Source organism: Mycobacterium liflandii (assembly GCF_022354805.1).
GTDB lineage: Bacteria > Actinomycetota > Actinomycetes > Mycobacteriales > Mycobacteriaceae > Mycobacterium > Mycobacterium marinum.
This window is the reverse complement of sequence record NZ_CP023138.1, coordinates 2,093,761-2,113,462: the sequence shown is the minus strand read 5'-3', so window position 1 is coordinate 2,113,462 and position 19,702 is coordinate 2,093,761. Positions and strand designations below refer to the sequence as shown.

General features: G+C 65.1%; 13 protein-coding genes and 2 pseudogenes. 2 read left to right on the top strand and 13 right to left on the bottom strand.

The window, feature by feature from the left end; genetic code table 11:
• The 6 genes from CKW46_RS09540 to CKW46_RS09515 all read right to left on the bottom strand — a co-directional run bounded on the left by CKW46_RS09540 (position 1) and on the right by CKW46_RS09515 (position 7,063).
• A complete protein-coding gene (locus CKW46_RS09540; protein ID WP_015354868.1) occupies positions 1–1,287 on the bottom strand; it encodes a fatty acid desaturase family protein in 1,287 nt (428 codons plus the stop codon).
• A gap of 227 nt (positions 1,288–1,514) precedes the next feature.
• Positions 1,515–2,801 (bottom strand): fatty acid desaturase family protein, encoded by a 1,287-nt coding sequence (locus CKW46_RS09535; protein WP_015354867.1) that lies wholly within the window; start codon positions 2,799–2,801, stop codon positions 1,515–1,517.
• A gap of 88 nt (positions 2,802–2,889) precedes the next feature.
• Positions 2,890–4,044, bottom strand: a complete 1,155-nt coding sequence (locus CKW46_RS09530; protein ID WP_015354866.1) for a ferredoxin reductase — start codon at positions 4,042–4,044, stop codon at positions 2,890–2,892.
• Positions 4,045–4,184: 140 nt separating this feature from the next.
• Positions 4,185–4,685, bottom strand: coding sequence for a DUF6912 family protein (locus CKW46_RS09525; RefSeq protein WP_012393180.1), 501 nt, complete (start codon positions 4,683–4,685; stop codon positions 4,185–4,187).
• A gap of 65 nt (positions 4,686–4,750) precedes the next feature.
• Entirely contained in the window at positions 4,751–5,623 is an 873-nt protein-coding gene (gene ppk2 / locus CKW46_RS09520) for a polyphosphate kinase 2 (protein ID WP_011740525.1), read from the bottom strand.
• Between the two features lie 42 nt (positions 5,624–5,665).
• Positions 5,666–7,063, bottom strand: coding sequence for a WS/DGAT/MGAT family O-acyltransferase (locus CKW46_RS09515; RefSeq protein ID WP_117435158.1), 1,398 nt, complete (start codon positions 7,061–7,063; stop codon positions 5,666–5,668).
• 206 nt (positions 7,064–7,269) lie between these two features.
• Between CKW46_RS09515 and CKW46_RS09510 the strand changes: the two genes are divergently transcribed.
• Positions 7,270–7,809: an Rv3235 family protein gene (locus tag CKW46_RS09510; RefSeq protein WP_020727266.1), complete on the top strand. Its 540-nt coding sequence runs from the start codon at positions 7,270–7,272 to the stop codon at positions 7,807–7,809.
• 17 nt (positions 7,810–7,826) lie between these two features.
• Here the strand turns inward: CKW46_RS09510 and CKW46_RS09505 are convergent, their stop codons facing one another.
• Both CKW46_RS09505 and CKW46_RS09500 read right to left on the bottom strand, forming a co-directional pair.
• Entirely contained in the window at positions 7,827–8,972 is a 1,146-nt protein-coding gene (locus CKW46_RS09505; protein ID WP_482053092.1) for a cation:proton antiporter, read from the bottom strand.
• Between the two features lie 4 nt (positions 8,973–8,976).
• Positions 8,977–9,459 carry a cation:proton antiporter regulatory subunit gene (locus CKW46_RS09500; protein WP_012393175.1) on the bottom strand — a complete coding sequence of 161 codons (483 nt, stop codon included), beginning with the start codon at positions 9,457–9,459 and terminating at the stop codon, positions 8,977–8,979.
• Positions 9,460–9,776: 317 nt separating this feature from the next.
• Between CKW46_RS09500 and CKW46_RS09495 the strand changes: the two are divergent.
• A pseudogene (locus CKW46_RS09495) lies at positions 9,777–10,980 on the top strand (ISAs1-like element IS2404/ISMul1 family transposase).
• On the opposite strand, the gene mddA reads toward CKW46_RS09495, so the two are convergent.
• The 5 genes and pseudogenes from mddA to CKW46_RS09470 all read right to left on the bottom strand — a co-directional run bounded on the left by mddA (position 10,946) and on the right by CKW46_RS09470 (position 19,683).
• Positions 10,946–11,701 (bottom strand): methanethiol S-methyltransferase, encoded by a 756-nt coding sequence (gene mddA, locus CKW46_RS09490; RefSeq protein WP_117435457.1) that lies wholly within the window; start codon positions 11,699–11,701, stop codon positions 10,946–10,948. The pseudogene CKW46_RS09495 and the gene mddA sit on opposite strands and share 35 nt — an antisense overlap.
• 56 nt (positions 11,702–11,757) lie before the next feature.
• Positions 11,758–14,989 (bottom strand): annotated as a pseudogene (locus tag CKW46_RS09485) (MFS transporter).
• A gap of 84 nt (positions 14,990–15,073) precedes the next feature.
• Positions 15,074–17,920: a preprotein translocase subunit SecA gene (secA, locus tag CKW46_RS09480; protein ID WP_117435456.1), complete on the bottom strand. Its 2,847-nt coding sequence runs from the start codon at positions 17,918–17,920 to the stop codon at positions 15,074–15,076.
• Positions 17,921–18,016: 96 nt separating this feature from the next.
• Positions 18,017–18,706 (bottom strand): ribosome hibernation-promoting factor, HPF/YfiA family, encoded by a 690-nt coding sequence (hpf, locus tag CKW46_RS09475; RefSeq protein WP_015354859.1) that lies wholly within the window; start codon positions 18,704–18,706, stop codon positions 18,017–18,019.
• Between the two features lie 341 nt (positions 18,707–19,047).
• Positions 19,048–19,683 carry a ComF family protein gene (locus CKW46_RS09470; protein WP_240275019.1) on the bottom strand — a complete coding sequence of 212 codons (636 nt, stop codon included), beginning with the start codon at positions 19,681–19,683 and terminating at the stop codon, positions 19,048–19,050.
• Positions 19,684–19,702: the final 19 nt, after the last annotated feature.

Sequence of the window (19,702 nt, the reverse complement as noted above, 5' to 3'; positions counted from 1 at the left end):
CTAGGCCGCCAGACCGTCGGTGCCGCCGGCCTTCTTGGCCTTGCCGGGCTTGGCGCGCCGCCAGGCGCGTACCGCGGTTATCGCGGCCTTGAGGCCGCGACGACGGCCGGTCATCGGATCGGTTCCCGCGAAGCCCGCCTCCAGACCGGCGAACATGCGCTCGCTGCGGGTCTCCGGAGCGTCGTCGGCGTTGTCGCGCAGGTACTTGTTCGGCAGCGAGAGCTTGGCGAGCGTGCGCCATGTCTTGGCGTACTGCAGCGGAAATGAGCCTGTGGTGTAAGGCAAGTCGTACTTATCGCAGATCTCGCGCACCCGCACCGAAACCTCGGCCAGCCGATTGCTCGGCAAGTCCGGATAGAGATGGTGCTCGATTTGATGACTGAGGCTGCCGCTCATGAAGCGCATCGCCGTTCCAGCATTGAAATTGGCGCTTCCCAACATCTGCCGCAGGTACCACTGGCCCTGGGTCTCGTCTACCAAATCAGTCTTGGTGAATTTCTCTGCGCCGTCCGGGAAATGCCCACAGAAAATAACGGCGTTGGACCAGACGTTTCGGATCACATTGGCAAACGCGTTGGCGGTCAAGGTAGACCGGTAGGTCGCGGCAGGCGACACCGACGTCAACGCCGGGAAGGCCACATAGTCTTTGACCGCCTGACGACCGGCCTTACCCGAGAACTCCCGTAGCCTGAATTTGGCAGCTTCGCGCTCTGTCCCATCTTTGAAGAGGTCGCGAGCCTCCAAGTGCCGCAACGCGATTCCCCATTCGAACCCGATCGCAAGCAGAGCATTGATGGCCAGGTTGAAGGCGTCTCGCCGCCGCCACCCTTGATCCCGGGTCACCCGCAGCATGCCGTAGCCGACATCGTGATCCATGTCGAGAATGTTGGTGTACTTGTGGTGCACCACGTTGTGGGTATACCGCCAGTGCTTCGACGTCGAGGCCATGTCCCACTCCCACGTCGAGGAGTGCACCTCGGGATCATTCATCCAATCCCATTGGCCATGCATGACGTTGTGACCGATCTCCATGTTCTCGATGATCTTGGCCACGCTGAGCGTCACCGCACCTACCCACCACGCCGAGCGACGCGAGCTGGCCGCCAGCACCAACCGGCCACCGACCTCCAGCGCCCGCTGTGCGGCGATGGTTCGGTAGATGTAGCGGGCATCGCGTTCACCGCGCGATTCTTCAATGTCGCGGCGGATGTCATCGAGTTCAGTGCTCAGGTTTTCGATATCGCCGTCCGTCAGATGCGCGAACACGTCGACGTCGGTTATCGCCACCTCTCACCTTCCTGCCCCGTAGCCATCAGCCACGACAATGCTAATCTACGACCCCGTAGGTTACCTACGGGTAACTGGATCATGTCTCGCCCGCGAGCACCTGATGCGATCCGGGCGCGGGCCCGGTTACCGACCGCTTTGCGGCATGGCCGCGGTGGCCATCCCCGCCGCGACACCAATCTCGCGTCAGCAACGAACTGGCTGCCCCCGCAGCGGGATGCTATCAGCTAGGCCGCCAGATCGTTTGTGCCACTGTCCCTTACCTCCGGGACACGCTTGCCGCGCCGACGGCCCCGCACGGCGGCAATCGCACTCTTGAGGCCACGGCGCCGGCCGGTCCGCGGATCGGCTCCCGCGAAGCCCGGCTCCAGGTCCGCGAACATCCGCTCACTGCGGGTCTCCGGAGCATCGTCGGCGTTGTCACGCAGGTACTTGTTCGGCAGCGACAGCTTGGCCAGGGTCCGCCAAGTCTTGCCGTACTGCACCAGGAACGAGCCTGTGGTGTAGGGCAAGTCGTACTTGTCGCAGATCTCGCGCACCCGCACCGAAACCTCGGCCAGCCGGTTGCTCGGCAAATCTGGATAGAGGTGGTGCTCGATTTGATGACACAGGTTGCCACTCATGAACCGCAGCGCGGGCCCGGCTTCGAAGTTGGCGCTACCCAGCATCTGCCGCAGGTACCACTGCCCCTTGGTCTCGCCCACCATGTCAGTCTTGGTGAATTTCTCTGCGCCATCCGGGAAGTGCCCACAGAAGATGACGGCGTTGGTCCACACGTTGCGGAGCACGTTGGCCGTGACGTTGGCGGTCAGGGTGGACCGGTATGTCGCGCCGGGCGACACCGACGTCAACGCCGGGAACGCCACGTAGTCCTTGAACACCCGGCGACCGGCCTTGCGGGAAAACTCGCGCACCCGGGTCTTGGCGGTGTCGCGGTCCAGCCGCCCCTTGAGGAGCTTGCCGATCTCCAAATGCTGCAACGCGACTCCCCATTCGAAGCCGAGCGCCAGCAAGGTGTTCCACACCAAGTTGAAAATGTTGTAGCGCTTCCAGCGCTGATCGCGGGTGACGCGAAGCATGCCGTAGCCGACATCGTCGTCCATGCCCAAGATGTTGGTGTACTTGTGGTGCACGAAGTTGTGGGTGTAACGCCAATGCTTGGACGCGCCGGTGATGTCCCACTCCCACGACGAGGAGTGAATCTCCGGATCGTTCATCCAGTCCCATTGGCCGTGCATGACATTGTGGCCAATCTCCATGTTCTCGACGATCTTGGCCACCCCGAGGGTCAATGCCCCCGCCCACCACGCCGAACGGCGCGAGCTGGCGGCCAGCATCAGGCTGCCACTCACCTCCAACGCGCGCTGCGCCGCGATGGTGCGGCGGATATAGCGGGCGTCGCGCTCACCGCGAGAGTCTTCAATGTCTTGTCGTATGGCATCGAGCTCAATCGCCAGATTCTCGATATCGGCGTCCGTCAGATGCGCGAATACGTCGACGTCGGTAATCGCCATCGTCTTCTCCCTGCGTCGTACGGTCCCAAATCTGCTACGAACCTACGCAATCGTAACCTACGACTCCGTAAGTTACCAGTGGGTAGCTTTAGACGTCGATCACACAATCGCCGGACGCTGCCGTGACACAGGTCTGCACCCGGCTCCCGGGATCGTGCTCCTGGCCCGTGCGCAGGTCACGGACGTGCCCCTGCACCAGATCGACCACACACGACTGGCAGATACCCATCCGGCAACCGAACGGCATTTGCACACCGGCGCGCTCGCCGGCATCCATCACCGAGGTCGCCGCGTCGACGTCGACACTGCGCCCACTGCGGGCGAACGTGACCGTCCCACCGGCGCCCGCGGGGGCCGCCTTGGACACCGCGAACCGCTCCAAGTGCAGTCGGTCGCCGATCCCGGCCGCGGACCACACCTTTTCCGCCTGGTTGAGCATGCTCTCGGGCCCACACGCCCAGGTCTGTCGCTCACGCCAATCCGGCACCTGCTCGCCGATCCGGGAAAGATCGAGACGACCCTGGGAGCGCGTCGCGCGCACCGAAAGCCGGTAGCCCGGGTGCTGGGCGGCCACCCCGGCAAGCTCATCACCAAACATCACGTCCGCTTCGGTAGGCACCGAATGCAGGTGGGTGATGTCAGTGATCTGGTTGCGGCGCAGCAGCGTTCGCAGCATCGACATCACCGGCGTGATCCCCGACCCGGCGGTGAGAAACAGAATCGACGGCGGGGCGGGGTCGGGCAAAACGAAATTGCCCTGGGGTGCGACCAGTCGCACGATGGTCCCCTGCGCGACACCGGCCACCAAATGCTTGGACAGGAAGCCTTCGGGCATCGCCTTGACAGTGATCGTCACCGTCCGCGCCGACCCCGGCCCGGACTTCCCGCCAACCGGGCTCGACGTCAGTGAATACGATCGCCACCGCCAACGCCCATCCACCAGCAGCCCGATCCCGATGTACTGGCCCGGCTGATAGTCGAAGCTAAAGCCCCAGCCGGGTTTGATGACCAGCGTGGCGGAATCCTCGGTCTCCCGGCGAACCTCGAGAATGCGGCCGCGCAATTCGCGCGCCGACCACAATGGGTTGGCCAGCTGAAGGTAGTCATCGGGCAACAGCGGCGTGGTGATACGTGAGGCGATCTTGCGCAGCGCGTGCCAGCCCGGGTGTTTGTCCGCACCGACGATGCTCGGCCGCTTGGTATCGATGATCTGGGCGCTCAGTGCCGCGTTCTTCTTGACCATAAAAAGCTCCTGCTCGCGGCGTGGAGTCGGTAGCCGCCCGGGTTTGGGCGGCAGCACGCCCTTGCGATAAATCTACGGTAGCGAAGGTTACAGTTGCGTAGCTAGACCCCGGCGGTGCTGATTACCTCACATCCGCGGGGTTACAGCAGGTCGAGCAGGAACGGCAATTCCTGGTTCGCGTACCACGCCAGGTCGTGATCCTGCGCGTCGCCGACGACCAAGTCGGCGTCCTCGTCACCGAGGTCGGCGGCATCTATGACGGCGATGGCCGCGCTGACGGCCGGTTCGGCGGCAACGTTGTCGACGTAGGCGGCGACCACCTGATCCATGGCAATCGGAGCGCTCAGCCGGACGACGGCATCGTCGAGATCCGGCCGGTAGATGGCGTCGTCCACCTCCGCGGTAAGCACCGCCCGCCGCGGCGGCAGCTTCTCGTCCTCATCGTTTGCCAGCAGCCGCAGCGACGCCAGCGCGGCCTCTTGAAGTGCCACTTCGGCCAGCTCATCGTCGTCGCCTTGCGCGTAGGCCTCACGCAACGTCGGAGTCACCGCGAACACCGTGCCATTGACCGGCCACAACGAGCCATCAGCCACCAGTTGCTGCAACATGGCCAGCGTCGCGGGCACATAGACCTGGATCATCGGCCGACCACCTGTTGGCACGGTTGTCTACACCAGCACCGGCCCGCCGCATTTGGGATCGTCATTCAGCGCCCGATCAACGTCGACGCGTAGTCCTCGACATACTTGGACAATTCGCGTGGTGGACGCTTGTAGTTGCCGGTGACGATCGGCTGGTCGGGCAGATTGACCTTGGGCATCTCCACCGGGCGGTAGTCGATCGTCGACAACAGATGCGCCATCATGTTCAGCCGCGCATGCTTCTTGATATCGGATTCGACGACGTACCACGGGCTCACCGGGGTATCGGTGTGGACCATCATCTCGTCCTTGGCACGCGAATAGTCCTCCCACCGATAGACCGATTCCAGGTCCATGGGGCTGAGTTTCCACTGCCGGACCGGGTCGGTCTGGCGCGCCTTGAACCGGTGCAACTGTTCCTCATCGGAGACCGAGAACCAATACTTGCGCAGCAAGATCCCATCATCGATGAGCATCTGTTCGAAGATCGGCGTCTGCCGCAGGAACAGCGCATGTTCTTGGGGCGTACAGAATCCCATCACCTTCTCGATACCGGCGCGGTTGTACCAGGACCGATCGAAGAAAACGATTTCCCCTTTCGCGGGCAGATGGGCGATATAGCGCTGGTAGTACCACTGCCCGCGTTCCCGATCGTTGGGCACCGGCAACGCGGCAACGTAGGCGTGTCGTGGGCTGAGGTACTCGGTGATCCGTTTGATCGCGCCACCCTTGCCGGCGGCATCTCGACCTTCGAAGATGACCACCACACGCGCGCCCGCGTGCCGGACCCACTCCTGCAGCCTCACGAATTCGGTTTGTAGCCGGAATAATTCGGCTTCGTAGACGCCTTTGGAAATCTTGTGTCTGCCGGCCCCGGCTGACTTCTTCTTCTTTTTCTTCGCCTTCGCCGGCGCGCCGTCATTCGTCGCGGTGCTCACATCAACGAATGCTAGCTCTAAGCAGCACCTTTGCCCCGGCGACTACCGAGAAGCTTCCAGCAGCTCCTCGAGCGATTGAGCCAGCAGCGCCGGCAGCAGCTCGACGTCGCTCATCGCGTCGCGGTCGGCGTTGATGCCGAAGTAGAGCATGCCGTTGTAGGAGGTCACGCTGATGGCCAGGGCCTGATTGTGCAGTAGCGGCGGCACCGCATCGGCCACATACATCTGCGACTGGGCTCCGGGGGCATTGGTAATCAACAAGTTGAACGTCCGCTTGGAAAAGCTGGGAAAACTGGTGGCGACCCGGATACCCATCGCGTGCAGGGTGGGCGGCGCAAAGCCGGACAGCGTGACGATGGTGCGGGCATCGACCAGGCTGGCCGCCGTCGGGTTCGATTCGGTGGCGTGAGCGACTTGCGACAGCCGCACCACGGCGTTGCGCTCCCCCACCGGCAGGTCGATCAGGAACGGCGTCACCTGGCTGATCTGCTGACCGGGCCCGGACGAGTCGAGTTGGTCCTCCACATAGACCGACAGCGGCGCCATCGCACGCACCGTTGCCGTCTGGGAAACCGTCTCACCGCGCGACATCAGCCAGTTGCCCAGGGCGCCGGCTATCACGGCCAGCACCACGTCGTGGACGTCGCAGTCGTAGCGGGCCCGCACCGTCCGGTAGTCCTCCAGGCGTCCGCTGGCAACCGTCAACCTTCGATTCCGCGAAACGGGCGCATTGAGCGGACTGCTGGGGGCGGTGCCGCGCGCGACGTTACGCGCGACATCGAGGATCCGACGGCCGGCGTTGACGAGCTGACTCTGATTGGTCGCCAACCCGGCGATCGCCGATCCGACCGCCTGCAACTGCGCGCCGGGTCCCACCACCCAATCGCCGATGGCCCCCATCACCAACCTGGTGTTGCCCGGATCGCGCTCGGGAATCCAGATGTCTTCCGGGAACGGCGGTGGGCGCTGGGTCCGGTCAGCGATGACGTGTCCGAGCGACAGCGCTGTCACCCCATTGATCAAGGCCTGGTGCGTCTTGGTGTAGAGGGCGACGCGACCCTTTTCCAGCCCCTCGATGAGATACATCTCCCACAGCGGGCGCGACTTGTCCAAGGGCCGCGCGGCCAGCCGCGCAATCAGCTCATGCAGTTGCTCGTCACTGCCCGGCGACGGCAGCGCCGACCGCCTGACGTGATAGGTGATGTCGAAGTCCGGATCGTCGATCCACACCGGCCGGGCCATGCCGATCCGCACCTCACGGACCTTCTGCCGGTAGCACGGGATCTGAGCCAACCGCTGCTCGACCGTGGCCAGCAGCGCCTCATAGCTCAACCCGGCACGCGGACGGCGCAGGATCATCAGCGACCCGACGTACATCGGGGTAGCGGTGTTCTCCAACCGATAGAAAGACGCATCGGTGTTGGACAACCGGGTCACCATTACGGCCCTGTCCTCCTTGTCGACTGGTTGCGTCAACCGATGTGGGTCACCGTAACCGCTGGTGTGGCCACCTGCGGGCGCGGGTACGCGCCGCCGTCATTTGTGCGATGATGGCCCGCAGTTTGTCTGCCACTCTCCAGCGGGCACTCGCACCCGATCTTTGGGTCGGTTGTTGGTTTGCGCCATTACGAGTTGGAGAGTGCCACTTGAGTATTGGTCCTGATGCCGCCGCGCCCCGTCGGGCGGCCTTCGCCGTCATCCCGGTAGTCGAATACGAACCTGCGAGCCGCACCGTCGAGCGGTGCCGGCCCTCGTCGCACGCACCGGCGCGGCCACGCCTTGCCCGCACCGGCGGTCCCGCCCGCGGCGAACAGCCAGCCGCCACAGCGACCGATGCCATGTCCGCGCCGATGCGCCAGGCGGCCGCGTTCACCGACGCGGCACTGCGCCGCGTTCTGGAGGTCATCGACCGCCGCCGTCCGGCGGGGCAGCTCCGGTCGCTGCTGACGCCCGGCCTGGTCGATTCGGTGCTGTCGGCCAGTCAATCGATGGCCGGGCGCAACGGCACCGCTGCGCTGCGCCGGCTCGGGCTTCAGCCCGTCGCGTGCGCTGGCCGTGACACCGCGGCCGAGGTTTTTGGAACCTACAGCCGCGCAGACCGGATTCACGCGATCGCCTGCCGGGTGGAGCGGGTCGCCGCGTTGGGCACACCGCGCTGGGTGGTCGTCGCCCTGCATATCGGTTGAGTGCCACCCGAGACCGGTCAGGCGGTGGTTGCCACCGGCCCGCCGGTATAGCGGGCTAGCACCGGTCCGGCGACCGCCATGATGAAGACATACGCGGTCGCCAACGCCGCTACGGCGGGGATCGACGCGCCGACCAGTCCGATGATGATCAATGAGAACTCGCCTCTGGCGATGAGGGCGGTACCCGCACGCAGCTGTCCGCGGCGGGCCACTCCGTCGCGTCGAGCGGCGAACATTCCGGTGAGCACCTTGGTTGCCGCGGTGACGACGGCCAGCAAGATGGCCACCGGGAGCGCCGGAATCAACTCTTTGGGGGCGACCGACAGGCCGATGCCCAGGAAGAAGATCGCCGCGAACAGATCGCGCAGCGGCCCCAGCACCCTGCGGGCCCGCTCAGCGGTCTCGCCGGTGAGGGTCAGGCCCACCAGGAACGCGCCCACCGCCGCCGAGGCGTGCAACGTCTCGGCCAGCGCCGCAACCATCAGGGTGATGCCCAATACCCGCAGCAACAACTGCTCCGAATCCGGGTGCGCGAACAGCCGGCCGAAGTGATGGCCCCAGTAGAAGGACGCCGCAAAGGCCCCGAGCAGGGCTGCGATCGCGGCCAGCGTTCCACCGAGCGCATGGAGCCAATCGCCGTGCAGGGCCAGCACCGTGAACAAGGGCAGATAGCCGGCCATGGCGAAGTCTTCGAGCACCAGCACCGACAACACCGCCGGTGTTTCGCGGTTACCGAGCCGGCGCAGGTCTTCCAGCAGCCGCGCCACCACGCCCGACGACGAGATGTAGGTGACCCCGGCCAGCGCGAGGATCGCCACACCGTCCAACCCCAGCAGCCAGCCGGCCACCGCCCCTGGCGTGGCATTGAGGACGATATCGACCATGGCAGAGGGCATGTGGTGGCGCAGACTGCTGGCAAATTCGGTCGCGGAGAACTCGAGACCCAACGTCAGCAGCAGCAGCACAATGCCGATGGGCGCGCCGGTGGCGACGAAATCGTCGGCGGCGGCCACCGGCAGGACGCCGCCCTTGCCCAACGAGAGGCCGGCCAGTAGATAGACCGGGATCGGGGACAACGCGAATCTGCGCACGATTGCACCAAGCAGGGCAAGCGTTGTCAGGAGTGCGCCGACCTCAAAAAGCAGCGCCCTCGAAACCTCCACCGATTCAGCCCTTGTCGACGATCTGCTCGACTCCGGCAATGCCCTCTTCGGTACCGATCACGATAAGGACGTCGCGCTCGCGCAACAGCTCCGCCGGGTTCGGCGATGCGACCACCTCTTGGCCACGCACGATTGCCACGATCGACGCGCCGGTGCGGGTGCGGGCATGGGTCTCCCCGAGCGGCCGGTCAACGAACGGGCTCTGTGGCGCGATGATGATGTGGCCCGCCTCGAGCCCGGGCACCTCACGGGTCAGCTCGGTGAACCGCTCGGCGATCCGTGGTGCACCCAGGATCTGAGCCAACGCATCAGCCTCTTCATCGGTCAGGCAGAAGACCGGCCGCGCCGCATCCGGGTCGTTGGCGGCGTATACGACGACCTCGAAATCGCCGGTGCGCCGGGCAATAATGCCGATCCGCTCGCCTTTCTGGCTAGTGAACTCGTAGCGGAGACCGACGCCAGGCAGCAGCACCTCCTTGACATCCATACCCCAATACTTAACGAAATGCCGTCAAGATCATAGTGGCAACGACCAAACTCATAGCCGGCGGCCGGACATCGGGCTGCCCGCGCGGCACCGGCCGGGTGGCCGAAAATCAGTGCTGACCAACCGTTTTACCCGAGCCGCGGTGCGGTACCGGCAGCAACATCGGTACCGAGCCAGGGCTCCGGCGTTGTTGATTAGCAGGCTTGTGAGCTGGGTTGATGATCTTTGGTGCCGCGCTATTGGGGCCGGAGTGTAGGCACGGGCTATCTGGAGAACGATCGAGTTGGTTACTGTTCGTCGTTGGTCTGGAGTTGCCCGTGCCTACCGTTTCAGTATTGCCTGTGTCGTCGGTTCCAGAGGTGTTCGACCGCTGGAGTCCTGGTGAGCGCAGCGAGCTCATCGGATCGGAGTTTCTCGGTGTGTTGGCCTCGGTGCCAGACCCGAGGGACCCACGCGGTCGGAGGTATTCGCTGATGGCTTTGTTGGCGATCGCGGTTCTGGCCACTGCCGCGGGGATGCGCGGCTATGCTGGTTTTGCCACATGGGCGGCCACCGCTCCCGATGATGTGTTGGCCCAATTAGGGGTCCGGTTCCGGCGGCCCAGTGAGAAGACCTTCCGCGCTGTTTTGTCTCGGCTAGACCCCGCCGACCTCAACGCCAGGATGGGCAGTTACTTCACTGCACACGTGGCCAGCAGCGACCCCAGTGGATTGGTGCCGATCGCGTTGGACGGCAAGATGCTGCGTGGTGCCTTTACGCGCCAAAGCGACAGCCACGCATCTCGTGTCGGTGTTCGCCCACCGTGCCCGATTGGTGCTCGGTCAACTCGCTGTCGCCGAGAAAAGCAATGAAATTCCCTGCGTACGTGCCCTGCTCACGCTGCTGCCGGGTAGCTTGCGGTGGCTGGTCACCGTGGATGCGATGCATACCCAGGTCGTCACCGCGAAGTTGATCTGCGCCACCTTGAAGTCGCACTACCTGATGATCGTCAAGTCCAACCAAGCCAAAATACTTGCGCGTATCACCGCGCTGCCCTGGGCCGAGGTGCCCACAGCCGCTACCGACGACTCCCGCGGCCACGGCCGTGTCGAGACCCGCACCCTGCAAATCATCACCGCTGCACGAGGAATCGGCTTCCCCTACGCAAAACAAATCATCCGGATCACTCGTGAACGCTTGATCACCGCCACCGACCAGCGCAGCGTGGAGGTGGTCTATGCCATCTGCAGCCTGCCGTTCGAGCACGCCCGCCCTACCGCGATCATGACCTGGATGCGTCAACACTGGGGAATCGAGAACAGCCTGCACTGGATACGCGACGTCACCTTCGACGAAGACCGTCAAAGGGCACATACCGGAAACGGCGTACAGGTCCTAGCAACGCTACGCAACACCGCGATCAATCTGCACCGCCTCAACGGCGCCGACAACATCGCCGAAGCCTGCCGGATCACCGCTTTGACCGCCAACCGCCGCCTAGACCTCCTCAATCCACAATTCCCCAGCTCACAAGCCTGCTAATCAACAACGCCGGAGCCCTGGGTACCGAGCGCTGGTAATCGCGGTACTGATCCCCCAGCGCGGCCACCAAGTCGCGCTCTTCCAGGGGCAGGGCGACCAATACGTAGGCCGTTGTAACAATGGCAAACAGCAAATTCCCCGCCGTCATTGTGGGCGTTGCCCAGAACGCGATGATAAAGCCCAGCATGAGCGAATGGCGCACCACCCGGTAGAAGAAATTGACGCGAAAATTTATTTCGGTATAGGGCTTTTCACGCCAGGCCAGATACACCTGGCGCAGACCGAGCAGGTCGAAATGGCTGACCATGAACGACGAGGCAAACACGACCACCCACCCCAGCCCGAACAGCCCCCACAGCACCACCCGGGCGGGCGGATACTGCACGTCCCAGATGACGGCCGGCATCGTGCGCCACTGCCAGAACAGCAGCAGCAGTATCGCGCTTGCCAGCAATACGTAGGTGCTGCGCTCAACCGTCTTCGGCACAAATCGCGTCCACCAACGTTTGAAACCCGGTCGCGCCATAACACTGTGCTGAATACCGAACAGGCCCAGCAGCGCCACGTTGAGCAGCACCGTCAACCATATGGGACCGTCGATTCCGTGATCGATGTTGCGCGGCACCACAATTGCACCTACGAAGCCGATAGCGTACAAAGTGGCAACCAAAAACAACAGGTAGCCCGCCGCTCCATACCCGATGATCGGGTAACGCTTCATTACTCGATTGTGCTCCCCGCAGTAGCAATTGCACCCACAATTTCCGGTGTCGCCGCCTAACGCCGCTGATTCAGCAGCGCCATGATCTGCGGCATCGACTCTCGGGCGGCGGCACGTCCCGCTTCGCGAGCGGCATCGATCTGGTGGAATTCCAGCAGCCCAACGGCGGAAGTGTCGGGACGGATCACGACCTGCGCGAGGCCCAACGCGACATCGGCCCCGCGCTGGCTGCCGATAGTCATGGTACGGATCAAGGTGTCGCCGATTCCGGGCACCCGGGGCGGGCCGTCGGGCTGCAGCGGGGCGCCAGGCACCTCGCCTGAGGCCAGACTCACCGCGATCAACGGGCCGTCCGACGTTGCCAGGGTGGACACGGGCAGGTTGTCCAGCACGCCACCATCCACATGCAACCGACCCTGGTAGACCTGCGGCGGATAGATTCCAGGCAACCGTAGCGAACATCCAACCACATCAACGAGTCTGCCCCGGCGGTGCACGACGGGTTGCCGAGCAATCAGATCCACGCTGACACAACGGAATTCCTTCGGAAGCTCTTCCACCAGCCGATCTCCGAACGCAGCTTCGAGCAGCGTCAGGGTCCGCCGGCCACGAACCAGCCCCTTGATCGGTACCGCGTAGTCACGCAGCGGATTGTTCCGTATGAAGTACTCGTAGGCGTACGCGTCCGCGGTGGCGGCGTCCAAGCCGCTGGCTCCCAGCGACGCGATGACCGCCCCCATGCTGGTACCAGCGAAGCGGTCGATCGCGACCCCGGCCTGCTCCAGCTCTTCGAGTATTCCGAGGTGGGCAAAGCCCCGCGCACCGCCGCCGCCGAGGACCAGCCCGATCGATCGGCCGGCCAGGCGCGCGGCAAGTGGTCGCAGGTCCTGAACCACGCGCCGGTAGTGCACCGCGTGCACCGATCGCGGCGTGATCAGCTCCTCCCAGCTGCGCCGTTGTTCGCGGCTGGCGGTCGGCCCGGCCAGGACGAGGTCCGCACCCTGGGCTCGTGCCGGCAGTGCGGCCGCGCCCGGGTCCGGATCCCCGGTCACCAGCACGATCCGATCCGCGACCCGCAGGCAGAAATCGCGCCAGTCCGTATCCTGGGCGCCAGCGTGCAGGAGCACCTTGTCGGCACCGCGCTCGGCGCGGTCCAGACCGTCGATGTCGACCCGGCCGGGATCCACCACCCGCAGCTGCTTCGACAAGGCCGTCAGCAGTCCAGCCGCGACCGACTGCACGGGGGCGTTGGCCCCTACCCCGACAACCGACACCACCACCCCGGGCGAGGTGGTGTGAACGGCGGGCGGTGGCGCCTCGCGCAGCCGGGTGGCCAGCACCCTGACCAGCGCCGCCAGCACGCCACGGTTGGCGATCTGATCGAACTGGGCCTTGGTGAGCCGAACCAGCCTGGAGTCACGCAACGCCCGCACCGATGCGGAGCGGGGCGCGTCGATCAGCAGCCCAAGCTCGCCGAGGACCTCACCGCGGCCCAGCTCCTTGATCACGATGTCGCCGTGTAGCACCTGCACGCGGCCCCTGCGGATCACGTAGAGCGAGTCGGACGCGTCGCCGGCAAGAAACAGATACGAACCCGCCTGCAGTTCAACTTCTTCGACTCGATCGGCGAGTTCGGCCAGGGCGGCCGCATCCAGCCCGGCGAACAGTGGCAGATTTCCCAGCAGATCCGCCTCATCGGTGGCCCGGTTGGCGATCAGTGCCGCCGCCGGCTCCGTCGTGGTGGGCGCCGCGCGCGCCGCGGCCGCCGGCTCGGGTTCGAGCTCCTGACCGGGCTTGCTGTTGGTGCGGCCCAACAACACCGCGGCGATCGCCACCACGACAAATCAGATCGCCGCCATCGCCCATCCCCGCCGCAGCGCGTCTGCGGCGGCACCATGCTCGGGCTTGCCGATCAGGATCACCAGGGCCGCCACGCCGATCACCGCGCCGAGCTGACGCGTCGTGCTGACCACCGCCGAGGTGGTGGCATAGCTGCCGCCCTTGGCCACCCCGGTGAGGGCGGCGCTGCTGAGCACCGGCAATGCCGCACCGACACCGATACCTTGCAGCAGTTGGCCCGGCAACCACCTGCGCAGGAAATCCGGTTCGGTGCCGACCCGCTGTAGGTACCAGAACAGGCTCCCGGCCCAGACGAGAGCACCGAGGGTGACGATGAGCCGGTGCCCGTGGCGGTCGGCGACCCGGCCGAGCAGCGCGGCTACCACCGCCGCGACCAGCGCGGCCGGCGCAATCGCGAACCCCGCCTTCAGCAGCGAGTAGCCCCACACGTAGTTCAGATACAGCACGTGGGTCACGTACGTAGCAGTAGAAGCCGGCCGCGGCGACCAGCGTGAGCACGTTGCCCACCACGAACGGCCGGCTGCGCAGATACGCCGGCTCGACCAGCGGCACCGGCGCGGCCATCGAACTCAGCACGAAGCCGACCAGGGTGATCGCGCTGGCCGCGAACACGGCCAGGGTGGGCACGCTCACCCAGCCCCAATCCGGGCCCTTGACCAGTGCCAGGGTAAGCAGCCCCAGCGCCCCGGCCAGCAGCGTCGCACCACGCAGGTCGGGTTTGCGCCGGCGCCCCGCGGCGCGGCTTTCGACCAGCGCCCGACTGGGTGCCAGCACCGCGACGACGCCCAGGGGAATGTTGACCAGAAACACCCATCGCCAGCTTGCCCAGTCGACCAGCATGCCGCCGATGGGCGGGCCCAAACCGGACGCGATGGCCGCGGCCGCCCCCCACAGACCCACCGCGTGTGCTCGGCGCGCCGGCTCGAAACCCTCGACGACCAGCGCCAGGGATGCCGGGACCAGCACCGCCGCCCCGATGCCCTGCAGCAGCCGGAAGGCCACCAACCACTCGCCACTGCCGGCCACCGCGCACAGCCCGGAGGCGATGGTGAATATCACCACTCCGAACGTGAATGTTCTTCTGCGGCCCAGCAAATCGGCCATCCGGCCCGCAGCGACCAGGAAAGCGGCGAAGACGATGTTGTAGGCGTTGAGGATCCAGGACAGACTGCCGAGATCATAGGAGGGGAACGATTTCTGGATATCGGGGAACGCGATGTTCACGATCGTCGAGTCCAGGAAGGCTAGGAAGGCGCCAAATGCGGCCACCAGCAGAACCGCCGCCGACGAGGGCTGCCGGCGGTGGGTCAGATTGGCGAACCCCTTGCGCGCATGACCGGCCAGATGGGTTCGCGCGGGCGTCGCACCGGGGCGTTTGCTGTGACGGGAGGTGACCTTCTCGAACGAAGAAATCGACACACCGCTCATCGTGCAAGCTCCTGTTGGCGACACTGCGCAGCTGGTGAGGGTGCCTACTATAGCCGATCACCAATGCCGCGGGTAGCTAGCACATCAGCGCTTTTTGACCGACTTCGGCGGCTTGGCGCCGCGGCCCTGCCGACGCGCGGCCTCACGTCGCTCACGCCGGCTGCCACCCGCGGGTACTCCGGCCGGGGTCTTGGCCGCGCCACCACCATTGCGCTGCACCTGCGCCGAGCCGTCCTCGGACGGTCCGGAATATGTCAGAGCGGGCGACTCGTCCTCAATCCCCTTGGCGCGCAACCTACTCGGCGCTTCTTCGCGCGCCGCCGCAGTCTTGCGGCCAGCGCCCCCCTCCTGGGCCGCGGCCGCGGTGGCAAATTCGGCCAGGTCTTCGGGCTCGGCGACGGGAGCGACCTCAACCTGCGGGGCCGGGACCGCCTCGACACTGACGTTGAACAGGAATCCGACCGATTCCTCTTTCATGCCGTCGAGCATGGCCATGAACATGTCGTAGCCTTCGCGCTGGTACTCGACCAGCGGATCGCGCTGCGCCATCGCGCGCAGGCCGATGCCCTCCTTGAGGTAGTCCATCTCGTAGAGGTGCTCACGCCACTTGCGGTCGATGACATTGAGCAACACGTTGCGTTCCAGCTGGCGCATCGCGCCCTCGCCGGCCAGCTCCTCGAGCTCGGCTTCTCGTGCCGCATAGGCCTGGTCCGCGTCTTGCAGCAGGGCTTCGAGCAGTTCATCACGAGTCAGGTCGTCGCGATCGGAGTCTTGGTCGCGCCGCATCAAGGTGTCGGTTTTGATGCCCACCGGGTACAGCGTCTTCAGCGCCGTCCACAGCGCGTCGAGGTCCCAGTCCTCGGCGTAGCCTTCGACGGTCGCACCGTCAACGTAGGCGGTGATGACGTCGGTGAGCATGTCCTTGGCCTGCTGCTGCAAATTCTCGCCCTCGAGAATGCGGCGGCGCTCGGCGTAGATGACCTTGCGCTGCTGGTTCATCACCTCGTCGTACTTGAGGACGTTCTTGCGCACCTCGAAGTTCTGCTGCTCGACCTGGGTCTGGGCGCTCTTGATGGCCCGGGTGACCATCTTGGCTTCGATCGGGACATCGTCGGGCAGGTTCAGCCGGGTCAGCAGCGACTCCAGCGCGGCGCCGTTGAACCGGCGCATGAGCTCGTCGCCCAACGACAAGTAGAAGCGCGACTCCCCGGGGTCACCCTGGCGGCCGGAACGGCCGCGCAGCTGGTTGTCGATGCGCCGCGACTCGTGACGTTCGGTGCCCAGCACGTACAGGCCGCCGGCCTCGATCACCTCGGTGGCCTCGTCGCCGGCCTCCTCCTTGACCTTGGGCAGTTCTTGGTGCCAGGCCTGCTCATACTCGTCGGGGGTCTCCACCGGATCCAGACCGTTGTCGCGCAGCCGCTTGTCGGTCAGAAAGTCGACGTTTCCGCCCAGCACGATGTCGGTACCGCGGCCGGCCATGTTGGTGGCGACCGTGATCGCTCCGCGCCGGCCCGCCTCGGCGATGATGCCGGCCTCCTGCTCGTGGTACTTGGCGTTGAGCACGTTGTGCGGGATGCGCCGTTTGGTGAACTGCCGGGACAGGTACTCCGAGCGCTCCACGCTGGTGGTGCCGATCAGCACCGGTTGGCCCTTTTCGTAGCGCTCGGCGACATCGTCGACCACCGCGATGTACTTGGCTTCCTCGGTCTTGTAGATGAGGTCCGACTGGTCTTCGCGGACCATCGGCCTGTTGGTCGGGATGGGGACCACACCCAGCTTGTAGATCTCGTGCAGCTCGGCCGCCTCGGTCTGGGCGGTACCGGTCATGCCGGCAAGCTTGTTGTAGAGGCGGAAGTAGTTCTGCAGCGTGATGGTCGCCAGCGTCTGGTTCTCGGCCTTGATCTCGACGTGCTCCTTGGCCTCGATCGCCTGGTGCATGCCTTCGTTGTAGCGCCGGCCGATCAGCACCCGGCCGGTGAACTCGTCGACGATGAGCACTTCACCGTTGCGGACGATGTAGTCCTTGTCGCGGTTGAACAGCTCCTTGGCCTTCAGGGCGTTGTTGAGGTAGCTGACCAACGGCGAGTTGGCGGCCTCGTAGAGGTTGTCGATGCCGAGCTGGTCTTCGACGAACTCCACCCCGAGCTCATGCACCCCGACGGTGCGTTTACGCAGGTCGACCTCGTAATGGGTGTCTTTTTCCATCAGCGGTGCGAGCCGGGCGAACTCGGTATACCAGTTCGAGCTGCCGTCGGCGGGACCGGAGATGATCAGCGGGGTGCGGGCCTCGTCGATCAGGATGGAGTCGACCTCGTCGACAATGGCGAAGTTGTGCCCGCGCTGGACGCAGTCGTCGAGCGTGTGGGCCATGTTGTCGCGCAGATAGTCGAAGCCGAACTCGTTGTTGGTCCCATAGGTGATGTCGGCGTTGTAGGCGACACGACGTTCCTCCGGCGTCATCTGGGCCAGGATCACGCCCACGTCCAGCCCCAGGAAGCGGTGCACCCGGCCCATCCACTCGCTGTCACGTTTGGCCAGATAGTCGTTGACGGTGACGATGTGCACGCCCTTGCCGCCGATGCCGTTGAGGTAGGCCGGCAACACCGAGGTCAGGGTCTTGCCCTCACCGGTCTTCATCTCGGCGACGTTGCCCAGGTGCAACGCGGCCGCACCCATCAACTGGACCTCGAACGGGCGCTGGTCGAGCACTCGCCATGCGGCTTCGCGCGCCACCGCGAAGGCTTCAGGCAGCAACTCGTCGAGGCTCTCGCCTTCGGCGTGCCGCTTCTTGAATTCGTCGGTCTTGGCCCTCAGTTCGGCGTCGGTGAGCTTCTCGACGTCTCCGGACAATGATTCGACATAGTCAGCGACCTTTTTGAGGCGCTTGACCATGCGACCTTCACCAACGCGCAGCAACTTCGACAGCACAGCAATGTCCCTTGTGGGTAGGAGTCTTCTTCGGTTAGGCGACTCCCATCGTAGGTGACGACGCGGTAATGGCCGGTGATCGTCAGTCGAGCCCGGTCACGACAGTCGGATCAACCCGTAGTCATAGCCGTGCCGGCGGTACACCACGGTTGGCCGCTCGGTCTCCTGGTCGAAGAACAAGAAGAAGTCGTGTCCGACGAGTTCCATCTCGTAGAGCGCATCATCGACCGACATCGGCTTGGCCGGGTGTTCCTTGGTGCGCACGACCCGCCCGGGCTGGTGGTCCAACACCGCCCCATCATGTTCGTGCGGCTCGGCCGGCTCCGCGGCGAAAGCCATTTCGGGCGCTGTCACCGTCGCGGTCGCCTCGGCTACCGAAACCGGGGTCTTGTCGCCGTAGTGAACCTTGCGCCGGTCCTTGGTGCGCCGCAGCCGGCTCTCAACCTTGACCACCGCAGATTCCAGGGCGGCGTAGAAGCTGTCGGCGCAGGCCTCGCCGCGCACAACCGGCCCCCGGCCGCGCGCGGTGATCTCCACCCGCTGACAAGACTTGCGCTGGCGACGGTTGCGTTCGTGGTCGAGTTCGACGTCGAACAGGTAGATGGTTCGGTCGAACCGCTCCAAGCGGGAGAGTTTCTGCGAAGCGTAGGTACGGAAGTGGTCGGGAATCTCGACGTTGCGGCCTTTGAAGACGATCTCGGCGGTCGCTTGCGGTTCCTCCGGTTGACCGGATTGTGCCGGCGCCTGGTCCAGAACCTGGTCGGAATCCACAGTTAGCCTTGTCATTCGTGACAACTCGTTTCTCTTTTCACGTCGCACGCGCCCTGCGTGCCCGGCTTTCTGATACGCGCCGACGGGGGTTGGAGCGGTTTGGAGCAAGCACCGCCGCAGGCTGCCCGCCGGAGCAAGATGTCGAGTAGCTCACCTCCTACCGCGGGTATTGCTGGAACCTAGGAGAATCGACCGTGAGTCTTCTCATTGAGTCTGAAATCTGCTCTCGACGTTAGCTGGTGTTTGCCCTACCGTGCCACCTAATTGGCACACGTGTTGTGTGTTCTTCACCGTCTCTTGGCAGATTCATCGGGTTGCGCGGATGCGTTGACATTCACGGCTTTCGATTCGCCCCATCACACCGCCGCGATGGTCAGCACGGCGGCCACCCGAACCCCGGCGGCCCGCAGCACCCGAACCGACTCCCGCACCGTCGCCCCGGTCGTCACGACGTCGTCGACGACGACGATTTCGGTGCCCAGTCGCTGTCCCTTCAGCATCAGCACGCGGCCCGCGGCGTTGCGTTCCCGGGCCGAGCTACCCAGGCCCACCGAGTCGCGAGCCAGTGCTCTCATCCGCAGCGCCTGGACTACGGCGATGTCAGGGTGAGCCGCCACCGCCGCGTCCGCGATCCGGGTGATGGGGTCCCCGCCCCGGCGCCGCGCCGCGGCACGCCTGGTCGGTGCGGGCACGAGCGTCAGCGGGGTGCCGACGATGCCCCAGCACAGCAGCCGATGGACACCGACGGCCAGCGCCCGGGCCAACGGCGCCACGAGGTCGCCGCGACCGCGTTCCTTCAGGGCCAGGATCGCGTGGCGCCGCGCACCCGCGTAGCGACCCAACGCGAACACCGGCACCTGCGGGTCGGCCCGGGGGCTGACCACATGCGGGCGGGTGGCGGCCACCGCGAGCTCGGTGGCGCAGGCAGCGCACCACCGCGTCGATGGGGCTCCGCAGCCGCCGCATTCCAGCGGCAAGACGAGGTCGAGCACGAAAGAAGTGTCGCCGCTC